General features: G+C 71.5%; 18 protein-coding genes and 1 pseudogene. 9 read left to right on the plus strand and 10 right to left on the minus strand.

The window, feature by feature from the left end; all coding sequences use genetic code 11:
* Positions 1 to 445: 445 nt before the first annotated feature.
* Positions 446 to 1129, minus strand: coding sequence for a helix-turn-helix domain-containing protein (locus tag ACFVGY_RS16935; protein WP_385677391.1), 684 nt, complete (start codon positions 1127 to 1129; stop codon positions 446 to 448).
* Between the two features lie 392 nt (positions 1130 to 1521).
* Here ACFVGY_RS16935 and ACFVGY_RS16940 point away from each other — a divergent pair, with 392 nt between their 5' ends.
* The 3 genes from ACFVGY_RS16940 to ACFVGY_RS16950 all read left to right on the plus strand — a co-directional run bounded on the left by ACFVGY_RS16940 (position 1522) and on the right by ACFVGY_RS16950 (position 4874).
* A complete protein-coding gene (locus ACFVGY_RS16940; protein WP_385677394.1) occupies positions 1522 to 2802 on the plus strand; it encodes an MBL fold metallo-hydrolase in 1281 nt (426 codons plus the stop codon).
* Between the two features lie 261 nt (positions 2803 to 3063).
* Positions 3064 to 3717 (plus strand): CBS domain-containing protein, encoded by a 654-nt coding sequence (locus ACFVGY_RS16945; RefSeq protein ID WP_385677397.1) that lies wholly within the window; start codon positions 3064 to 3066, stop codon positions 3715 to 3717.
* A gap of 293 nt (positions 3718 to 4010) precedes the next feature.
* Positions 4011 to 4874 (plus strand): universal stress protein, encoded by an 864-nt coding sequence (locus ACFVGY_RS16950; protein WP_385677400.1) that lies wholly within the window; start codon positions 4011 to 4013, stop codon positions 4872 to 4874.
* Positions 4875 to 4961: 87 nt separating this feature from the next.
* Here the strand turns inward: ACFVGY_RS16950 and ACFVGY_RS16955 are convergent, their stop codons facing one another.
* The 7 genes from ACFVGY_RS16955 to ACFVGY_RS16985 all read right to left on the minus strand — a co-directional run bounded on the left by ACFVGY_RS16955 (position 4962) and on the right by ACFVGY_RS16985 (position 11665).
* Complete coding sequence (locus tag ACFVGY_RS16955; protein ID WP_385677403.1) at positions 4962 to 5423, minus strand: OsmC family protein; 462 nt, start codon at positions 5421 to 5423, stop codon at positions 4962 to 4964.
* Between the two features lie 641 nt (positions 5424 to 6064).
* Positions 6065 to 7462, minus strand: a complete 1398-nt coding sequence (locus tag ACFVGY_RS16960; protein WP_385677406.1) for a Ni/Fe hydrogenase subunit alpha — start codon at positions 7460 to 7462, stop codon at positions 6065 to 6067.
* A complete protein-coding gene (locus ACFVGY_RS16965) occupies positions 7459 to 8274 on the minus strand; it encodes an oxidoreductase (RefSeq protein ID WP_385677407.1) in 816 nt (271 codons plus the stop codon). The genes ACFVGY_RS16960 and ACFVGY_RS16965 overlap by 4 nt, the downstream gene beginning before the upstream one ends.
* A gap of 1 nt (position 8275) precedes the next feature.
* Positions 8276 to 9082, minus strand: coding sequence for an FAD/NAD(P)-binding protein (locus ACFVGY_RS16970; RefSeq protein WP_385677410.1), 807 nt, complete (start codon positions 9080 to 9082; stop codon positions 8276 to 8278).
* Positions 9079 to 9555: a cyclic nucleotide-binding domain-containing protein gene (locus ACFVGY_RS16975; RefSeq protein ID WP_385677413.1), complete on the minus strand. Its 477-nt coding sequence runs from the start codon at positions 9553 to 9555 to the stop codon at positions 9079 to 9081. Before ACFVGY_RS16975 ends, ACFVGY_RS16970 begins: the two co-directional genes overlap by 4 nt.
* On the minus strand, positions 9552 to 10721 hold the full coding sequence (locus ACFVGY_RS16980; RefSeq protein ID WP_385677415.1) for a 4Fe-4S dicluster domain-containing protein: 1170 nt from the start codon (positions 10719 to 10721) through the stop codon (positions 9552 to 9554). Before ACFVGY_RS16980 ends, ACFVGY_RS16975 begins: the two co-directional genes overlap by 4 nt.
* Positions 10722 to 10828: 107 nt before the next feature.
* Positions 10829 to 11665 carry a hydrogenase maturation protease gene (locus ACFVGY_RS16985; protein WP_385677418.1) on the minus strand — a complete coding sequence of 279 codons (837 nt, stop codon included), beginning with the start codon at positions 11663 to 11665 and terminating at the stop codon, positions 10829 to 10831.
* On the opposite strand from ACFVGY_RS16985, the gene ACFVGY_RS16990 reads away from it, so the two are divergent.
* A complete protein-coding gene (locus ACFVGY_RS16990) occupies positions 11639 to 12058 on the plus strand; it encodes a CBS domain-containing protein (RefSeq protein ID WP_385677421.1) in 420 nt (139 codons plus the stop codon). The genes ACFVGY_RS16985 and ACFVGY_RS16990 overlap by 27 nt on opposite strands.
* A gap of 62 nt (positions 12059 to 12120) precedes the next feature.
* Here ACFVGY_RS16990 and ACFVGY_RS16995 read toward each other — a convergent pair whose 3' ends face one another.
* A complete protein-coding gene (locus ACFVGY_RS16995; RefSeq protein WP_385677424.1) occupies positions 12121 to 12480 on the minus strand; it encodes a hypothetical protein in 360 nt (119 codons plus the stop codon).
* Positions 12481 to 13020: 540 nt separating this feature from the next.
* Between ACFVGY_RS16995 and ACFVGY_RS17000 the strand changes: the two genes are divergently transcribed.
* The 4 genes from ACFVGY_RS17000 (at position 13021) to ACFVGY_RS17015 (ending at position 18781) form a co-directional block, all read left to right on the plus strand.
* On the plus strand, positions 13021 to 13833 hold the full coding sequence (locus tag ACFVGY_RS17000; RefSeq protein WP_385677427.1) for an SDR family NAD(P)-dependent oxidoreductase: 813 nt from the start codon (positions 13021 to 13023) through the stop codon (positions 13831 to 13833).
* Between the two features lie 81 nt (positions 13834 to 13914).
* The gene (locus tag ACFVGY_RS17005; RefSeq protein ID WP_385677429.1) at positions 13915 to 14694 is read left to right on the plus strand and encodes a GNAT family N-acetyltransferase; all 780 of its coding nucleotides are present in this window, start codon (positions 13915 to 13917) and stop codon (positions 14692 to 14694) included.
* Between the two features lie 446 nt (positions 14695 to 15140).
* Positions 15141 to 15230: a K(+)-transporting ATPase subunit F gene (gene kdpF / locus ACFVGY_RS17010; RefSeq protein WP_385429159.1), complete on the plus strand. Its 90-nt coding sequence runs from the start codon at positions 15141 to 15143 to the stop codon at positions 15228 to 15230.
* 2 nt (positions 15231 to 15232) lie between these two features.
* A complete protein-coding gene (locus tag ACFVGY_RS17015; protein WP_385677432.1) occupies positions 15233 to 18781 on the plus strand; it encodes an ATP-binding protein in 3549 nt (1182 codons plus the stop codon).
* Positions 18782 to 18905: 124 nt separating this feature from the next.
* On the opposite strand, the pseudogene ACFVGY_RS17020 reads toward ACFVGY_RS17015, so the two are convergent.
* Positions 18906 to 19369 (minus strand): annotated as a pseudogene (locus tag ACFVGY_RS17020) (transposase); the annotation flags it as partial.
* Positions 19370 to 19888: 519 nt separating this feature from the next.
* Here ACFVGY_RS17020 and ACFVGY_RS17025 point away from each other — a divergent pair.
* A complete protein-coding gene (locus ACFVGY_RS17025) occupies positions 19889 to 20353 on the plus strand; it encodes a hypothetical protein (RefSeq protein ID WP_385677435.1) in 465 nt (154 codons plus the stop codon).
* The last annotated feature ends 17 nt before the right edge of the window (positions 20354 to 20370 follow it).

Raw genomic sequence — 20370 nt, forward strand, 5'->3', positions numbered from 1 at the left:
AGCGGATGCGGATGTCCCGGTGCCCGAGGTACGAGAAGGAGAACGCGGAGCCGGGGTCTCGGTGAGCGGCACCCGGTCGATGTGCAGCCCGTCGGTACCGGGGTCGAGCCCGGTGATGCCGCGTTCGACGAGGTCGAGGGTGCCGGCCATGGCGCCGAGGTGGATGCCCTCGCCGGTGGTGCCGCCCTGGATGTCGGGGTTCCGCCGGGGAGGTCGATGCGGCGCGCCGTGAGGAAGGAGCGTACGCCGTCGAGCCGGGACCGGCCGTCCACCAGCTCCCGGTAGTCGCGGACGGCGTCGAACGCGCGCGGCGGTTCACCGGTGTCCCGGTGCTGCCATGCGGCGAGGCACCCGTCGAAGGTCTCCTTCCAGGCGGCTGCGTGGCGGGCCGCCGTGGCCAGGAGCACCCCGTCGGTGTCGAAGACGACCGCGCGGACGGCGTCCATCAGCCGTGCACCACGCGGCGGCCGGTGAGCCGGACGGGGGTGAGCTTCATCCAGTGGGTGCGGTCGCCGCCGGCCCACGGGTGGGACCGGGTCTCGGCGCTCAGGTGCCGGAGTTCGTCGGCGTCGGTGACGGCCGCGAGTTCGCCGACGGCCAGGACGCTCCAGCCCTCGGCGGTCACGTCGTCGATGCGGTCGATCTCGAAGGCGGCCTCGGTTCCCGCGGCTCTGGCGGCAACGGCGTGCGCGTGCGTACGGAAGGCGATTCCGGTCCCCGTGACCAGGTAGTTGACGGGGAGGACGGCCGGGCCGTCGGGGGTGAAGACGGCGATGCGGCCCACGCCGTGCGTGCCCATCAGCCCTCGGCATTCGGTCTCGTCCAGGGGTACGAGCGCGGTGTCGCGCCGGGCGGTTGCCCGGCCGGGGGCCCGCTCGGCGCTGGCGCCGGTCAGGTCGTCGACCGTGACGCCGAGGGCGTCGGCGACGCGGACGAGGGTGCCGATGGACGGCGAGGCCGCGTGCTCCTCCAGGTAGGCGATGTAGTTGGCGTCCGCTCCGCACTGCCGGCCCAGTTCCTCGCGGCTCAGGCCGAGGGCCTCGCGGCGGGCCGCCAGACGGCGGCCCAGGTCGGTGCGTCCGCCCGTCCCGCCGGACGGCCGATGTGGGGTTCGCGGGGTGCTCGTCATGGCGATCACTGCTCCTGGGGTGGCACGGCGAACCTCTCGCCGGGGTGTACTTGCCGTCGAGGACGCCTACCTCGTCCGAGGTCGAGCAGATGCCCGCGAGCAGGACCGCCTCATGGCCCGGGTTCCGGCCGGGGTGAAGTCGGGCACGTCGCCTTTGACCAAGTGGTCCGGCACGTGCTGCCAGCAGGTCCGTTCCGGCCCGTAGAGGACCGGTCCCTTCATAGCGCGGCCTTCTCTCTGCTCTAGGGAAGCGTCAACGCCAGGCTGTCCCTTCATCTCTCTGCCGCGCTTGGGCCGGTCGGGCCCGACGAGGGACCGGTCGGGCCCTCCCCCAGGCGGAGTCGGATGCCATGGTTGAGATCGGCATCCGTTCCGAAAGAAGGGCTGTTGCCATGTCGCCGTCCCGTGGGTCCACCCGTCCGGCCCTGCTGTCCTTCCTCGGCGGTGTGCGGACGGTCACCGGCAGCAAGTTCCTCGTCGAGCGCGACCACGCCCGGATCCTCGTCGACTGCGGGCTCTTCCAGGGTGTCGCGGACCTGCGCCGCCGCAACTGGGCCAAGCTGCCCTGCGACGCCGCCGACATCCACGCCGTCGTCCTCACCCACGCCCACCTGGACCACTGCGGCTACCTGCCGCGCCTGGTCCGGCACGGCTTCCGCGGCCCCGTCCTGGCCAGCGCCGCCACCGCCCGCCTCGCCGAGATCGTGCTCCGCGACAGCGCCCGCCTGCAGATGGAGGCCGCCGAGCACGCCAACCGGCACGGCTGGTCCAAGCACCGGCCGGCCAAGCCGCTCTACGACGATGACGACGTCGACCACACGGTGAGGTTCTTCGACCCGGTCCCCGTCGGCAGCGAGGTCGAGATCACGGCCGGAACGAAACTCGTGCTCCACCACGGCGGCCACATCCTCGGCTCCGCCTGGGCCCGCCTGACCCTGGAGGACGGCCACGCCCTCGCCGTCAGCGGCGACCTGGGCCGCCCCGGCCACCCGCTGCTCCTGCCGCCTGAGCCGTTCGCCGGCGCCGACGTCCTGCTCATGGAGTCGACGTACGGCAACCGCCGCCACGACGACGAGAGCGCACGGCACGCCTTCGCCACGGCGATCACCCGCGCGCTGTCCCGTGGCGGCACGGTCGTCATCCCGGCCTTCGCCCTCGACCGCACCGAGGTCGTCCTGCACGAACTCGCCGCCCTGCGCAGCGACGGCACGCTGCCCCGCGGCGTGCCCGTCTACGTCGACAGCCCCATGGCCCTGGCCGCACTCGACGTCTACCGCGACGCCGTACGGGCCCGCTCCCCCGAGCTACGGCCCGAGATCATCGCCCGAGGCGAGGCCGCGATCAGCCCGGAGCCCTTCCTGGCCGCCCGTACCGTCCAGGAGTCGATCGACATCAACGACACCACCGGCCCGGCGGTCATCGTCTCCTCCGCCGGAATGGCCACCGGCGGCCGCGTCCTGCACCACCTCCACCGGGTCCTGCCCGACCCCCGCAACGCCGTCGTGATCGACCGCCGCCGAGACGCTCCGGGACCGGATCGAGGACGAGCTCGGCTGGACCGCCGTCGTACCCAAATCCGGCGAGGCCGTACTCGCCCGCTGAGACGGGACGAACGGTCCGGCGGTGCGCCCCGCGCGGTCCTCCCAACCCGGACGGTGCCCGGCGCAGAGTAAGGGCGAAAGGTTGGAGGCACACCTTGAGGACCATACACACCGTCCTGGAGGAGATGGCTCCGGAACACGCGAGGCCCTGCTCGCCCACTCCCGCCAGGCCACGTTCCGTGCCGGTGCGAGGGGGACTCGGTCGTCTGCCGCTCCGTCGCCATCGCCGGGTCATCGCCGACCGGCTCGGCTCCGCCCGCGCCCGGCTCCTCGACCTGTTCGCACCCCACGGCAGCGGATCACCGCTCGCCCACGCACGCTGAGGACCCCGCCATGACCTCCACCCCGTACACCGTCGCCGACGTCATGACCACCAGGGTCATCGCCGTCACCCCGTCGACCGGCTTCAAGGACATCGCCGCCGCGATCGAGCGGTGGAAGGTGACCGCCCTCCCCGTCATCGAAGGCGAAGGCCGCGTCGTCGGCGTGGTGTCCGAAGCGGACCTCCTGCCCAAGGAGGAGTTCCACGAGCACCGCCCTGGAATGATCGAGCAGATGCGCCGCCTCGGCGCCACCGCCAAGGCCGGCTCCACCCTCGCCGAGGACCTCATGACCACCCCCGCGATCACCATCCGCCCCGACGCCACCCTCCCCCAGGCCGCCCGCATCATGGCCGACCGGCACGTCAAGCGGCTCCCCGTCGTCGACGCCGACGGCACCCTCAAGGGCATCGTCAGCCGCGCCGACCTCCTCAAGGTCTTCCTCCGCACCGACGAGGACCTGACCGCCGAAATCCGCCAGAGCGTCGTCAAACGCCTTTTCCCGCTCTCCCACGCAGCCGTCAAGGTCACCGTGGCCCAAGGAATCGCCACCCTGACCGGCCAGGTGAAGGACCGGGACCTGATCCCCCTCGCAGAGCGCCTCACCCACTCCGTCGAGGGCATCGTCGACGTCCGCTGCCGGCTCCAGGCACCCACCACGAAATGAACTTCTGCCAGGCTACGGAGTCCGGCTTCCGGGCTGCGCCAGCCGTGACCTTCCAGGAGGACGATGCCCGCCACGGCCGTCGCAGCGCCGCCGAGAGCCGCCACTCCGATCGGCACGGCGCCGATCGTATGGAGGGCCGTTCGTGCCGTCGCCCGGCTTCTTCGGCCGATCTCCGCCGATAGGGCCCTTGGGCCCAGGTGCGCCCCTGTCGGCCCTGTCGGTCGAGCGGGGGCCGCAGCAAGCTGGACGGACAGACCACCTGCGCACGTACGGGCACCACGAGGAGGCGTGTCATGACGGCCCTGGTGACAGTGGGCGTGGACGGCTCACCTGAAAGTCTCGCAGCGGTGGCGTGGGCCGCACGGGAAGCGGTCCTCCGTGATGTGCCGCTGCTCCTCTTCCACGTGGAGGAATGGACGGAACCCCCCCAAGACCACCGGTTCACCGCGACACCGAACCACCGATCCGAAGCACTGCTCCACGACGCCGCCGAGCGGGCTCGCCGGGACCAACCCGCCCTGGAGGTGAGCACACGCTGTGTCCGGGGCCGCGCCGCGGAGGTACTGAGCCGAGCCGCGGACGAGGCGGAGCTGACAGTGCTCGGCTCCCGGGGGCTCGGCGCTCTCAGCGAATTCATGGTCGGCTCGGTGTCACTGGCCGTCGTCGGCACGGCACGGCACCCGGTCGTCCTTGTACGAGCGCCCGCGGACGGCCCCGGGCACACCTCGGACCGTGGGGTCGTCGCGGGCATCGACCTGGCTCACGGCGGCGACCAACTCCTCGGTTTCGCCTTCACCGAAGCCGCTCGCAGGGGCGGTGCACTGCACATCCTGCACATCCTCCACGCTCTGCCCCCCGTTTACGTGTACGCCGGGGTCATGGACCCGCACATCGGCGACGAGCTCGGACAGCGTGCGGAGGAGACCCTGACAGACCTGCTGCGTCCCTGGCAGAGGACCTATGCCGGAGTCCACGTCACCCACGAGGTGGTCGCCGGTTCCCCGGGGGCCCGGCTGGTGGAGGCAGCGAAGGGAGCCACGATGCTGGTCGTGGGCCGACGCACCCGGAAAGCACCGCTCGGCCCGCACATCGGCCACGTCGCGCACGGGGTGATCCACCACAGCTCCGCCCCGGTCGCACTGGTGCCCCTGGACTGACCGGGACAGGGGCCGCATGGAACGCGTGCCGCCCGCGAACCGTCGTGGAGCAGGCGTCCGCAGTACCCCCTGAGGTGCCGCAAGCCCCTAACGAGGCACCGACACCGTTTCCAGGTCGATATGGATCTCCGGCGGTTGGTGCAGCGTGTTGTGGACGGTGCAGTGGGAGGCGACGGCCAGAAGGCCGCTGCGGCGCTGTTCGGGCAGTTCGGGCGGGGGCACAATCACGAGGCGCATGAGGGCGACACGGGCTGGTCGGTCGGTAGCCATGGTGAATTCCGTACGCACGCGCAGCCCCTTCCGCGGCTGGCCGTGGCGGTGCAGATAGCGTCCGGCGTAGAACGCCACGCACGTGGCCAGTGACGCGGCGAACAACTCGGTGGGCGTCGGCGCACGGTCCGTCCCACCTGCTTCCACGGGCTGGTCGACCAGGAATCGGTGGCCGCGGACATCGACGGCGTAGGCGTCGCCTCCGACGTGGGTGGCTTCGAACCGGTGCACATCCTCGGCCCGCCGCCCGGCAGTCTTCTCAGACCCCGTGTCCGTCATGACCGCACCTCCGTTCGCAGGGCGCCCGCCGTGCGAACGCCGCAGGCCGTTCAGCGGTTCACAAGGGCGCGTGAACCATCTCGGCGAAATGCCCGACCCGTTCCCCAGGCCGGTTCCGTGCCGGGTCCGCCCCGCCGATCACGCCGACAATGAGGCGTGGCCGGCGATCACGGGCCCCCATCCGACTTCATGCGGTGTGGGTCCTTGCCCTTGGTCAGGCGCTTCGCCACGTTGTCCCGGTCGGCGACGATGCCGTGGCGCCGACCGTCCGGGCCACGGACGGGGAGGCTCCCGCACCGAGCCTGCCCATGCGCCGAGCGGCGTTCGTGAAGATCTCGTCCTCCCGTACGCAATCGCACCCGTGCGCATGTGTCGCAGGCCGTGTTCTCCTTTCACACCTCGGGGCATCCCGTGGCTGCCTCCCACTGTGGATCGTCGGCTGGGACCCTGGCGATGGGTTGCTCGGACCCGAAAGGGCCCACCCGGCCCTTTACGACGTGGACCACCGCCACGTGCAGGATGTCCACGGCCGGCTGGCCGGGCTTACCGGAGGCGGGTGCTGAGCCTGCCGGGGCGCACTCGGCCGGCGTCGGGGTGTACGCCGTAGACCAGAGCCTGGGGCTTGGCCGGGCGGGCGATTCTCACCCCCTGGGGGTCGGATCGGAGCCACGGATGTGCTCGATGTCCAGTTCCAGGAAGTGTGCCGAGCAGGAGATGCACGGGTCGTGGTTGCGGACGGCCCGCTCGCACAGGTGGGTGAGCTCTGCCTCGGACTGCTCTCCGCGGTCGAGGCCGGCCTGGACGACCCGGCGCAGGTCCTCCTCGATGGCGCCCTGGTTCTGGGCGGTCGGCGGAACGAGGCTGGCGTCGGCGATGCGGCCGCTGTCGTCGAGCGCGTAGCGGTGGTAGAGCAGGCCACGCGGCGCTTCCGTGGCACCGTGTCCGGTGCCGGCCCGGGCGGGTACGTCCACGTACGGGCGGCCGGGCTGCTCGTACGCGTCGATGATGCGCAGCGCCTCTTCCACGGCGTACAGGACTTCTACCGCACGGACGAGGATGCTGCGGTAGGGATTCCTGCAGACCGAACCGCGCCCGGCGCCCGCCGCCCCGGGGCGCAGCGGGGGATCGCCCAGTCCGGCCTCCCGGGCCGCTTCCAGGGCCGTGGGGGAGAGCAGGTGGCCGTTGACGGCCCAGCGGGCGAGGGATCCGGTGAGGTGCTTGCGGCCGTCCAGCCGGGAGTGCAGGGCCGTGGAGTACGGGACGTGCGCCTCGGTGACGTGGTGGGAGAAGTCCCGGAGGGGGAAGCTGCGGGGCGCGAGGGGCTCGTCGTACGGGAGCACGGTGGGGATGCCGGACTCGATGGCGTACGTATCGGCTTCGGCGAGGGCGAAGAGGTCGGCGTCGCACTCGGAGTCGGGGAAGTCGAACCCGGCCACCCAGCGGACCGTGTCCCACGCGTCGTCGAGGGCGGTGCGCAGTCGCTCCGTGAGGGGCCTGAGTTCGTTCCGGGTCGGGGTGCGGTGGAACCCGCCGAGGCGGACGTTGACGGGGTGGATCGCCCGCCCCCCGAGCAGCTCGACCACCGCATTGCCGGTCTGCTTGAGGCGCAGTCCGCGCTCGACGTGCTCCCGATGGGCTCGGGCCAGGCCGATCACGTCCTCGTGGCCGAGGAAGTCCGGTGCGTGCAGCAGATGGATGTGCAGCGTCTGGCTCTCGATCCATTCACCGCAGTACAGCAGGCGGCGCAGGGCTGCCAGTTGCCCGTCGACGGTGATGCCGCACGCGTCCTCGATCGCCCGGCAGGCGCTCATCTGGTAGGCGACGGGGCAGATCCCGCAGATGCGGGAAGTGAGATCGGGGGGCTCGGTATGCGCCCTGCCGCGGAGAAAGGCCTCGAAGAACCGCGGGGCCTCGTAGATCGCCAGGCGTGTCTCGGTCACGGTGCCGTCATGGATGCGCAGGTGGAGCGCGGTCTCGCCCTCGACACGGGTCAGGGCGGGGATCCGCAGGACCTGGGAGCGGGGCGTGGGCTCGCTCATCCGGTTCCTTTCGCGTCCGGCACGCCGGGCCCTTGCTCCTCCACGGCGGTGAACGCGGTCACGTTGAAGGTGTGCAGGAACCTGCCGACGTCCTCCTCGCTCATCCCGTCGCGGTGCAGGAGCGGGACGAGCGCGGGCAGGTTCGTGGTTCCGGCCGGCCCGAAGCAGCCGTAGCAGCCGCGTCCGTAGGTCGGGCAGAGGGCTCCGCAGCCGGCGTGGGTGACGGGGCCGAGGCAGGGCGTGCCGTGGGCGACGGTGACGCAGACGTTGCCGCGTCGCTTGCAGGAGAAGCAGACGCTGTGGTTCGGGATGCCGGGTTTGCGTCCGGCGAGGAAGGCCGTGATGACCTCCAGGAGCTGGCCCCGGTCGATGGGGCAGCCGCGCAGCTCGAAGTCGACGGGTACGTGGGCGGAGATGGGCGTGGAGGTGGCGAGGGTCGCGATGTAGTCGGGGCGGGCGTAGACGGTCGCCAGGTACTCCTCGACGTCGGCGTAGTTGCGCAGGGCCTGGACGCCTCCGGCGGTGGCGCAGGCGCCGATGGTGACGAGGTGGCGGGAGTCGGCGCGGATGCGCCGGATGCGGTCCAGGTGTTCGGGGGTGCTGACCGACCCTTCGACGAGCGCGAGGTCGTACGGGCCCGGTGCGGCATCGCTGGACGCTTCGGAGAAGTGAGCGATCTCCAGTTCGGTGGCGATGCCGAGCAGTTCGTCCTCGCAGTCGAGCAGCGTGAGCTGGCAGCCGTCGCACGAGGCGAACTTGAAGACGCCCAGTCGGGGGCGGGCGGTCCGCGGTGGCGCGGTGGGGGTGTTCATCTCACAGTTCCCGGACGGTGAGCAGGGATTTGGCCTGGTCGTAGCCGATGACCGGGCCGTCGCGGCAGAGCAGCAGGGGGCCGAGCTGGCAGTGCCCGCAGTGACCGGTGGCGCAGCGCATGTTGCGTTCGAGGGAGACCTGGATGCGGGCGGGGTGCACGCCGCGATCGACCAGGGCGCGCGCGGTGGCGCGGATCATGACCTCGGGGCCGCAGACGAAGGCGGTCGTGTCCGCAGGGGTGAACCGGGCCTCTCCGATCAGCGCGGTGACGACTCCTACCCTGCCGGTCCAGTCGCCGGAGGGCCGGTCCACGGTGGCCACTGCGAACGGCCGGCGCCACGTGGGAAACTCGTCCGGATACAGCAGATCGCCGGGGGTCCTGGCGCCGGCGAGGACGTTGAGCCGCCCGTACGCGCCCGGCTCGGCCAGTACGGCGTGGATGAGGGGGCGCAAGGGGGCGAGGCCGATGCCGCCGGCGATGACCAGGAGATCCCGGCCGCGTGCCGCGGCCGTGTCCCATCCGGTGCCGAACGGGCCCCGGACCCCGACCGCCGCGCCGGGCCGCAGCTCGCACAGCGCGCGCGAGACAGCACCGACGGCCCGTACCGTGTGTGCCAGTCCCCGCCCGTCGAGGAGTCGCGACACGGAGACGGGGATCTCGCCTGCACCGAATGCGTACAGCATCGCGAACCGGCCCGGTGCGAAGGTGGGCAGGTGCTCACCGACCGGCTCCAGCGCGAACGTGACCGTGTCGTGTGTCTCCTCCCGCCGGTCCACCACACGGTAGGGAAGCGGTGTCAGGGTCATGGCGTGGGCCCGCTCTCCTGCGGTCCGTACAGGTCGAGCAGTCGGGTGCGTGTGGCCCTGAGCCGTTCCCCGATCGTCGCGGCGACCAGCGTGACGAGTGCCAGACCGAGCGCGGGCCGTTCGGTGCACAGTGCGCGTACCGCGGCGGCGTCGAACTCCCAGGCGTGGACGGGTTCCCGGGTCTCGGCACCGAGATGCCACTGCCGGGGCGGGCACAGCCACGACCAGCCGAGCAGGCCGCCCGCACCGATGGTCTCGACGACCACGCGACCCCGGCCGGGCACCTGGACATCGAGTGCGACCGTGCCCGAGCGGATGATCCAGAAGCGGTCCGCCTCCTCGCCCTCCTCGAACACCCGCGTGGCGCCCGGCATGACGACCTCGCGGGCCAGGGCCGTCAGCCGCTCCCGCTCCTCCGCGGGCAGGCCGGCGAGCAGCCCCTCGCCGCCGGGCCCGTCCGGAGCGGGGGTCATGGCGTGCTCTCCCTCTGCGCGGCCTCCTGATGCAGGGCGTGGGCCTCCTCGGTGAGGTCGATGCCGGTGGGACACCAGACGATGCAGCGGCCGCAGCCGACGCAGCCGGAGCTGTCGAACTGGTCGTGCCAGGTCCCCAGCTTGTGGGTGAGCCACTGGCGGTAGCGGCTGCGCGGGGTGGCCCGGACCGGGCCGCCGTGCAGCAGCGAGAAATCCAGGTCGTAGCAGGAGTCCCAGCGGCGCCACCGCTCGGCGTGGTCGCCGGTCAGGTCGGTCACGTCCTCGGTGGTGGTGCAGAAGCAGGTCGGGCAGACCATGGTGCAGTTGCCGCAGCTCAGACACCGGGCCGTGACATCGTCCCAGCGGTCCGCCTCCAGGGTGTCCCGCATCAGCGCGCGCAGGTCCACCGGAGGCATGGACCGGCCCATGTGCTCGGCAGCCTCCCGCACGCCGCTGACGGCGGCGGCACGGGTGGCGTCGTCGGCGGTGTGGTACGGGAGTTCCGCAAGGACCGCGGCTCCCTCCTCGGTCCCGCTCCGGCACAGGAAGCGGTGGCCGCCGTCGTCCACCACCTCGGTGAGCGCGAGGTCGTACCCTTCGTCCACGGCCGGTCCGGTGCCCATCGAGACGCAGAAGCAGGTGGCACCCGGCTCGGTGCACTCGACCGCGACCAGAAATGCACCCGTGCGCCGGGACAGGTAGGCAGGATCCCGGTACCGGCCGCCGGACATCACCCGGTCCAGGATCCGGATGGCGCGCAGATCGCAGGGCCGCACGCCGAGGAACGCGTACGAGACGGGATCAGGCCTCTCCTCGCGCACGGTCAGCTCCCCGCCGGGCCCGCGGTCCGCGGACCACTGGCGGACCCGCTCGGGGTGCAGGAACGACTTCCAGGACTGTGGCCCCGCGCTGTGCGCGAAGGCGGACCCGTCGTCGCGCCGGCGGACCCGGTACCGACCCGCCTCCAGCTCCACCCCCCACCCGTAGGGCAGCTCGGAGGCGGAACCCAGCTCGTCGAGGACGATCGCTCCGTCCCGCACGGTCGGGCCGATCACCGTACGGCCGCGGCGCCTCAGGGCCTGCACGAGCGCGTCGAGACCGCCACGGTCGAGCACCGCCTCGGTCCCGCCGCCGGAGGCCCGTCCGGTGTCTTCGGGATCGCTCATGCTCTGCCCTCTCCTCCGCGCACCACGGCCCCGGGGAAGCACACATCGAACACGGTCCACCGCGCCGAGACCGTCCGGCGTGCACCTGCTTGCTCACGGACAGGGTGTCAGGCAGGCGGCCTCCGTGCCGCGAACGCCGTCCGGCGAGTCACACCTGATGGCCCCGTCCCGGAGCGGGCGTCGTGCGAAAACGCGTTGCGCCGTGCGATGTCCGCCTCGATCCGCCGGACCAGATGCGGCACCGCGGCAGCCACCGCCGAGGTGATGCCCAGGCCCACCGAGCGGTCCGTGCCTTCGACCGCGTACACGACCAGACGGCCGGGACCGCGCCCGAGAGCGTCGCCGAGCCGCAGGGCCTCGGCCAGTCCCAGCCCGTGCGTACTGTGCCTCCCGAGGGCGATCGGACTCGGAACCCCTCCCGCTGCGGCATCCCACCGGTGCGTCCGCCCCGGCTGCGCCGACGGAGGGAAACAGGCATCGACGACGATCGCGAGCCCGGCCTTCTCCCAGAGGTCGAGCAACCGCCCGGGGTCCCCGTCGCACTGCGCGAGAACGGTGCCCCGGGGCAGCGGCCGCTGCGCCGCCCGCTGCCTCAGCAGTGCGACGACAGCCCACCCGACTCCGTCGTCCCGGCGAAACTCGTTGCCGATCCCGATGACCGCCGTGCCGCTGAACCCATCCACTGGTCCCCGCTTCCGTCTTCGACGACCCGACCCACAGTGGCACCTCCTCGCGCCCCCGTGGGACCGCTGTGACCGTGTGCTGGTCAGCGGGCGTCCCGGTGTGTGGCGGAGAAGCCACGGATTGATGATCGGCCCGAGGCCCGTGGTCCGCACCCCGGATCCCCCGGCCCGGCGCGCGGACCGGCTTCTCCGCCGCCAGACTGGACAGGGAGTCGAGGTAATGAGGAGGTAACCGTGAAGACCGCTCGGGAGATCATGCATGCGGGTGCCGCATGCGTGCAGGAGACGGAGACGCTCATGGACGCCGCCCGCCGAATGAGCGAGCTGGATGTCGGAGCGCTCCCCATCTGCGGGCCGGACGACCGTCTGCACGGGATCATCACCGACCGTGACATCGTGATCAAGTGCCTGGCCAAGGGCAAGGACCCGAACCACATGACGGCCGGGCAGCTCGCACAGGGCAAGCCCGTGACGGTCGACGCCGAAGCGGGAGCGGACCAGGTCCTGGCCGCAATGCAGAGCCATCGGATCCGGCGGGTGCCTGTGATCGCCGACCACCGACTCGTCGGCGTGATCAGCGAAGCCGATCTCGCCCGGCACCTCTCGGACGAACAGGTGGGCCACTTCGTCGAGGCGATCTGCGCCACCCGGTGAGCCCGGATGGACCATCGCCCCTGCACCACGGGCAAGGGCACCGCCTGAGCCTGCGCCCTCCGTCAGGTGCGGGCCTGGACCCGGCGGGCCGCGCCCGGCCAGCCGCCCAGTCCGGCCAGTCCGGCCAGTACCGCTGACAGTCCGGACGCCACGACCCACACCACAGGCAAATCGGCCTCACGCCAGTCCGCGTGGTCCAGGTCGGACAGGACCACGCACGCCGGCACGCCGGCGAGGAAGACACCGCCGGACAGCAGAGCAGCGGTGGTCCCCGCCCTGAACCGCACGCTCGCGCCCGCTCCGGCGCGCAGGCAGACCAGCAGGACGGCCAGCACAAGCACGGCCCAGGGCAGTCCGGTCACGGTGGTCAGGACCGCCACCGACCACGCTCCAACGCCCCACTCGGCAACGCTTCTTCGCATCAGTCGAGCCCCCATGGCCGCTTCCCCGTCCCACGCGGCCCGACAGCGAGCCGCTCTTCGCCGACCCGGCTTCCCGGCACACCGCTCGCACCCTATCCACCCAGCAGGACGGACGCCGTACGGGACGCCCGCAGGCGGAAGCGCTCCGAGCCCGGTCGCCCGGCTGCCGCCCCGACCGTCATGACCGCATACGAGTGTCATCAAGGACGGGTGAGGGCCCTTGAGTCCGGGCTGGCGGCGCAGTTGTATGGCTGACGTGAACAGCGGTCTGCGCCGCGACGACCGGCCACCGTCATGGCGGAGCCGTGCCGGTGTCGCGCCGGTGCCGCCGGTAGGCCACTGCTCATCCACCGGTGCGGTAGGGCTTGCTTCCCCGCGCCCTCCCTGCCCACGGCCGCTGACTGCCCGTCACCTCACCCGGCCGTGCCTCACCCGGGCACGCCCCGCCACCAGGGGCGTGCCCGGGACTCCTTCCCTCAGCTCCACACCACTCGCCCGCACCTGCGCTGGTCGCACGTGCCCGTACCCAGGAAACCGACCATGTCGTCTGCCACCCTGTCCGGCCGCACCGTCCTGGTGACCGGAGCCACCTCCGGCATCGGCTACGCGACTGCACGGCAGCTCGCCGAACGCGGCGCCACCGTCCTTCTCCACGGCAGGAACGCCGAAGAGGCCCAAGCCGCCGCAGCCGGTCTAGCCTCGACTGCCACCGAGTTCTCCACCTCGCAACTGGTGCCGGTGTCAGCCGACTTCGGCCGCCTGGAGGAAGTCGAGCGGCTCGGAACGTTCGTGGCGGGTCACTACCCGCGCCTGGACGTACTGGTCAACAACGCGGGCATGGCCGCGCCCGAGCGGCACACCGTCACCTCCGACGGCAACGAGATCGCCTTCCAGGTGAACTTCCTGGCCCACTACCTGCTCACCCATCTGCTGGAGCCGGCCCTCACTTCCGACCCGGGCGGCCGCGTCGTCAACGTCTCCTCCGCCCTGCATCGGACCGGCTCCATCCAGTGGGCCGACCCCAACCGCACTCGCCGCTACTCCCGGCTCGCCGCATATGCGCAGTCGCAGCTGGCGCTGACCGTGTTCGCCGCCGACCCCCGCGTCACTGCCGTCTCCGTCCACCCCGGCGTGTGCGACACGGGCCTGCTCCATCTGTACGGACACGAGGGCGCGACCCCCGCCGAGGGCGCCCGGCACGTCGTACGGCTCTGCGACCCGACCACCGAGATCGTCAACGGCGCCTACTACGACCGCTCCGAGCGGGTCGCGCCAGCGACCGCCGCCACCGAGGACCGCACCGTCAAGCGCCTCACCAAGCTCGCCGACGTCCTCGTCGGCCGCACGGCCTGAACACACCCACCACACAGACCCGGCGGGTGGGGCGGTCCAAGGCGGTGGGCCGCCCCGCCCGTCGATCCCGGGGGCATCACCGTGATCGAGATCCTGTCGCACCAACTTCCCTCCCTGACCCGGTGGTTCTCGGCGGGCGCCGCCGGTCCGGCGGCCCTGGTGGAACATTCCCTGGCCACGGGCACCGGCCGCTGGTGGGCTGACCGGGCCGTCCAGCCGCGGGTGCTGGCCGTGTCCTGCGCCGACCAGGTGCTGCTGCGCGGCGACCCGGCCTCGCTGGCCCCCGGTTCCCTCGCCTCCTTCGCACACTGCTACGTGGAGGCACCCGCCCGCTTCGGGCCGGCCCTGTACTCCGCTTTCGACCGGGTGACCCCGTGGGAGCGGATGGTCTACGTCCACCAGCACCGGGTGGACATGCCCAAGGTGCCGCGCGGGGTGACCGTACGGCGGCTGACCGCCGACGATGCACCCGCCCTCGCCGCACTGGACCCTCAGGCCGCCTGGATCCACGCCACCTGGGGCAGCCCCGTCGACCTGGCCGCTGTAGGCTACGGCTGGGCCGCCTTCGACCGGAACGGGCGGATGGCCGCCGTGGCCGTCACCCGCTTCCGGGGCAGCGCGTACGAGGACCTCGCCGTCCTGACCCGCCCCGACCGGCGCCGTGAACGCCTGGCGCTGGCCTGCGTGACCGGGCTCACCGCCGATGTCGCCGCGCGCGGCCGCACTGCCAGCTGGTGCTGCTCCCGCGACAACCGCGCCAGCCGCCTCCTCGCCTGGACCGCCGGATTCCGGCTGGTCCGCGAATACGTCCACCACGTGACGGGACGACCGTCGGTCCGCGGAACCAGGATCGCCGCCTGACCACCCGCAGGAACGAACCCCAACCACCACGCACAGGGCCGGCCTCCGCCGGCCTCTGCCCCACCACGCGGGGCGGCCCACCGTCCGGGGCGGCACCGCCTCCGCCGTCGGTGCTCGGGTACCACTGCGACGGCAAGGCCCGCCACAACGAGCAGTGAGGGAGCCGGAATTCGCCACCGCCGTGCGCCCGTGGCCAGCACCACGAGAGGCATGACCGTACCGACGCTGCGCATGTGGCCCCCACCCGAGTCGACGCGGACCGACCGGACCGCACTTCGCCGGCCAGGCTTCCCGGCACACCGCCTTCACCCTATGGGTGCAACGGCCGTCAACGCGGCATCAGTGATCCGCTCAGGTGGTGTCAAGAACGGGCCCAGGACGTGTCGCCGGCCTGATCGCTGGTGTTCGCTGGTGAGGTTGAGGTCGTACGGAGAGGTCGGATACGGGTGAGCACGGAGACTGTCGTAGGCATCCTCATCGCGGTGAGCCTCGTCGGCTATCTGGTCCTGGCGCTCTTCTTCCCGGAAAAGTTCTGACCATGGCCGTGGTGGAGGGAACGGTCCCCGCAGCCGAGTTCGCAGGACGGCCGGGGATACGGCCCGGCAGACTCAAGGTCTTCCTGGGCGCGGCGCCCGGAGTGGGCAAGACCTACCGGATGCTCGACGAGGCCCACCGCCGGGCGGCCCGCGGCGCGGACGTGGTGGCCGGACTCGTCGAGTGCCACCGCCGCCCGCACACCGAGGCCAGGCTCGAAGGGCTGGAGGTCCTCCCGCCTGCCGGGTACGAGTACCGCGGCGGCCGCTACGCCGAACTGGACCGGGAGGCACTGCTGGCCAGACGGCCGCACGTGGTGCTGATCGACGAGCTCGCCCACACCAACGTCCACGAGGCGGGCTGTCATCCGAAGCGCTGGCAGGACGTCGAGGAGATCCTCGCCGCCGGGATCGACGTGGTCACCACCCTCGACATCCAGCACCTGGACTCGCTCAGCGACGTCGTCGGCAAGATCACCGGGGTGCCGCAGCGGGAAACCGTCCCCGACGAATTCGTCCGCCGCGCCCACGAGATCGAACTCGTCGACAAACCCCCCGAGGGGCTACGCCGTCGGATGGCCCACGGCAACATCTACCCTCCGGAACGGATCGACGCCTCACTCGCCAACTACTTCAGGCCGGGCAATCTCATCGCCCTGCGGGAACTGGCCCTGCTGTGGCTGGCCGGGCGCGTGGACGAGGCCCTGCAGAAGTACCGCACCGAACACGGCATAGACGGCGTGTGGGAAACCAGGGAACGTGTCGTGGTCGCCCTCACCGGCGGCCCGGAGGGCGAAACCCTCATCCGTCGCGCGGCACGCATCGCCGGCCGCTCAGCCGGCGGTGACCTGCTCGCCGTGCACGTCACCCGCAGCGACGGCCTGGCCGCCGGGGTGTCGCACGCGGCGCTGGCCGCCCAGCGGGCCCTCGCCGAGGACCTCGGCGGCAGCTACCACTCGATCGTCGGCGACGAAGTGCCCACCGCCCTCGTCGACTTCGCGACAGCGGAGAACGCCACTCAGCTCGTGCTCGGCACGAGCCGCCGCGGCCGGGTGGACCGTTTCCTCACCGGCCGGGGCATCGGCGAGACGGTGGTGGAGCTGTCCGAGGACATCGACGTCCACATGGTCACGCACGAGCGGGCGGGCCGCGGCCGGCTGCTCCCCTCCCGCAGGCGCACCCTCCCCACCTCCCGGCTCGTCGCAGGACCGGTCGCCGCCCTGCTGCTCCCCTTACTCCTCAGCGCGGCCCTCGACCGCATGCGCGGCACCCTGCACCTCACCAGCGAAGCCCTGCTGTTCCTGGTCGTCGTGGTCGGCGTGGCCTGCATCGGCGGGGTCACCTCCGCCCTGGTCGCAGCGCTGACCGCCGCACTGCTGCTCAACTACTGGTTCATGCCGCCCATAGGCCGGTTCACCATGAGCGACCCGGACAGTGTGCTGGCCCTGGTGGTCTTCGCCGAGGTCGCCGCGATCGTCGCGGCCGTGGTCGACCGGTCCCTACGGCTGTCCCGCCGCGCGGCGCGGGCCACGGCCGAGGCCGAGACACTCTCCTCCCTGGCGGGCAGCATCGTCCGCGGTGACGCCACGATCCCGGCGCTGCTGGAACGTACGAAGGAAACGTTCGGCATGGAGTCCGTCGAACTGGCCTTGGAGCCCGTCGATGCCGATGGCGGACCGACCTCCGCCCTGGTGGTGGCGGCGGGACCCGGGGCGGCGCTCGTGCTGCGGGGGCGTCCGCTGCCGTCCTCCGACCGGCGGGTACTGGCGGCCTTCGCCGCGCACGTCGGCGCCGCCGTCGAGAAAGCCCGCCTGACCGAGGCCGCCGCCGAAGTGGAACCCATCAAGGCAGCCGACAAGCTGCGCACGGCCCTGCTGCGGGCGGTCAGCCACGACCTGCGCACCCCGCTGGCGGGGGCGCTGGCCGCAGTCAACTCCCTGCGCAGCACGGACGTCGAGTTCTCCGACGAGGACCGGGCCGAACTGCTGGCTTCCGCCGAGGAGTCACTGCTCAGGCTGCACCGCTTGGTGGAGAACCTGCTCGACCTGAGCCGCCTCCAGGCCGGGGCGCTGACCCTCGAACTGCGCCCCGCCTCGCTGGAGGAGGTACTTCCGGCCGCGCTGGATTCGTTGGAACCGGATACGGTGGCCGGCCCCCGCGTCGACGTACAGAGCCTGGAAGCGGCGCCGGCGGTGCTGGTCGACCCGCCCCTCCTGGAAAGGGTGCTGGCCAATCTCGTCGGCAACGCGGTACGCCACTCCCCCGGAGACCGTCCGGTCCTGGTGACCGCGAGCGCCCTGGCCGGGCGGGTCGAGATCCGGGTCGCCGACCGTGGCCCCGGGATCGATGCCGCCGACCGCGAGCGCGTCTTCGAACCCTTCCAGCGCCTCGGCGACCGGGACCACTCCGCCGGCCTCGGCCTCGGCCTGGCCCTGGCACGCGGACTCACCGAAGCGATGGGCGGCACCCTCGCACCCGAGGACACGCCCGGGGGCGGACTGACCAGGTGGTGTCCCTCCCCGCCGCCGAACCGATCCCGCAGTACCCCTGACCTCACACCTACCAGAAGGCCCGGGGCCGGCAGGCGCCCGACGAGCGTGACGGCTGCCGGGACACTGCCTGGCAAGATCACATCCTTCGAACAAGGGAAGTCCGAGGTCCGACATGGGACACCTCCTCTACGTCACCGTCGCCATGACCATCGGTGCGGTGGCACTGCTCCTCGCCGTTTCCGGCGTTGCCACGCTCAGCCGGGGCTGGATGCTGCCCCGGCAGCGCCGACACATCGTGCGGCCTCGACTGTTCGGCTGGGCCCAGCTGCTCATCGCCGCCTCGCTGGGCGTCCAGCTGATCGGCTTGCTGGTCGTCGACGCCGCCTACCGTCCGGTCGTCACCATGCCGGGCGCCGTGGTCCTGCTCTTCGCCCTGGCCCTGACGGTACGAGCGCAGCACCCGCCGCGCACCCAGCCCACCGGTTGAACGCGCACGGCCGTTCCACGTACGCGGCGCCCTCACCCCGGTCCGCTGCGAACCGGAGCAGGGCTACAGGGTCCACGTCGAGCCCGACGTCTGGGTCCGCCACCGCCTGGGGTAGCTTGAACGCGTTCAAGGCATCAAATTGTGGGGGCGGCCATGCGGGTCACCGCGCACGAGAGGGTTCATCCGTGGCAGATCGGCCTGGCCGCGTGCGCCGTGGTCACCCCGCTACCGCCGGTCATCGCCTCCGGGGACCCACTCTTCGTACTCCCCTTCGTGGTCGCGACCACGATGCTGACCGCCGTACCGCTGTTCCTCTACGCCCGGCCCTCCGCCTTCCAGTGGGCCACCGGGATCATCTCGGCGGTGCTGCTTCCGTGGTCGCTGATCGGCTCGTGGGTCGGGATGCTCGTCTTCTCCCCGTCGACCCCCCTCCTGCTCCTCTCGGCCTTCTCGGACCCGCGGCAGCGCCCGAGGGCCGCCAGGTTCCTGGCGGGGGCTGGTCTCCTGCTGGCAGCGGCGGTGACGCTCTTCTGGTGGGGCCGCGGGTATTGAAGCCTTTCCTGCGGATCATCTGATCGTTGGTTGATGGGTGTCTTTGACTCAGCAGACGCGGCGGCAGGCCACCGGCCTTCGACCGCGCGGCCCACAGGAACGGAATACCGCCGAGCGCTGCGTCAACACGCTCAGGCAATGGCGTGGCCACGAGGCGTAGGTCGGGGTGAAGCACAGCTCGACCTTGTGTTTCTTCGCCCAGCGGCGGATGTCAGCGCCCCTGTGGGCGGACAGGTTGTCCGGGATCACGTAGATCGGGGCGCCTTCGAGCCGGGCGGCACGGATCGATTTCAGCGCGGCCAGCGTGTTCCCGGCACGGCGGTTGACGACCCACAGGCGGGCATCGCCGATCGAGTAGCAGCCATGGAAGTACCGCACCCCATGGGTGCGGTGGTAGGTAGCCGGCATCCGGCCGGGCTTGTCTGCTCGGCCCAGCAACTGCCGCCTGTGGGCCGGATCCCGAGGGGGCCGAACTCGTCGAAGGCGAAGACGCGGTCCGGGAAGCGGTGCGAGACGTCCTCGATCCGGTCAAATTTCGCCTCGCGGTCGGGGTCGAGGGTCCTTTTCCAGGTCTTGGTGCGCTGGAAGGTGATGCCGCGGCTGGCGAGCACTGGGGCTCCGCTCTCCTCGGACTCGGCGAGTCGGAGCATCTCGAACGCGTGCTGGGCTATTTGGAGGCTGAGGGCGCCGGCGGAATAGTGGAACAGGCCGGTCGTTGCGGATGGGAGGGAAACCAACAGCCATGCGAGGCTGTCGGCCGCGTCCCGTTTCGCGGCACCGCGCACGCCTTCGACGACGCCGTCGTTACGCCTGCGGCCGAAGCCACCGGCGTCACAGAAGGCCCGGGAAACGCACTCTCGGGGATGTCTCCGCTGGCGCAGTCGCCGAGGGTGAAGGGGACCATCAGCAGGTAGGCAACCCGGAGCCTGATCCCACCCGCCACGGTGAGCAGGCACACCCCCAAGAGCTGCTTGCGGGTGGTGCTCTCGGCTGCCCACGATCAGCTGCGCCCGCTGGCCATGCTCGCCGCAGACGAGACCCGACGGGAGATCAACAAAGCGCTAGGAGAGCGTCAATTCTCCGGCAGGAACCAGCTCTGCCGCATTCGGCCCATTTGATCTCTCCGTACGATGAATGATCTTGAGCCGAACGGGGGGCGGGTCGTGTCAGGGGATTTCACGCAGGAATGGAACAGCGAGCGGGCAAGGACCGCCGAGCGGACAGTGATGCGGCTCAACGGCATTGCGGCAGCCGACGGCTCGGGTGGCTCAGGGACTTTCGCTTCCACGCCGGCGGAGAAGAAGGCTGCGGCGAACACCATCGAGAGGGAGCTGGAGCCGAACACCAAGAAGGCGACGGAGCACGCAGACGAGTGCACCGACACGGCTGTCAAAGGCTTCGAGGGCTGGGACGCGTCCGTGGGGCTGAAGAAGGTGGCGGACACGTGGGACCAGCAGGTGAAGGTCTTGATGGGCCGACTCGGCTCTGAAAAGGGATCGTTACGCGGCGCTTCGGGCCTCTTCGTGCAGAACGACCTGGGAACGGGTGACGGATTCCGCCCCCTGGGCGCCCGGTCGAAGCTCAACGGGCTGTAGGGGGAGCAGTAGATGCC

Origin of the sequence: Streptomyces sp. NPDC127106, assembly GCF_042677605.1 — a bacterium.
GTDB lineage: Bacteria > Actinomycetota > Actinomycetes > Streptomycetales > Streptomycetaceae > Streptomyces.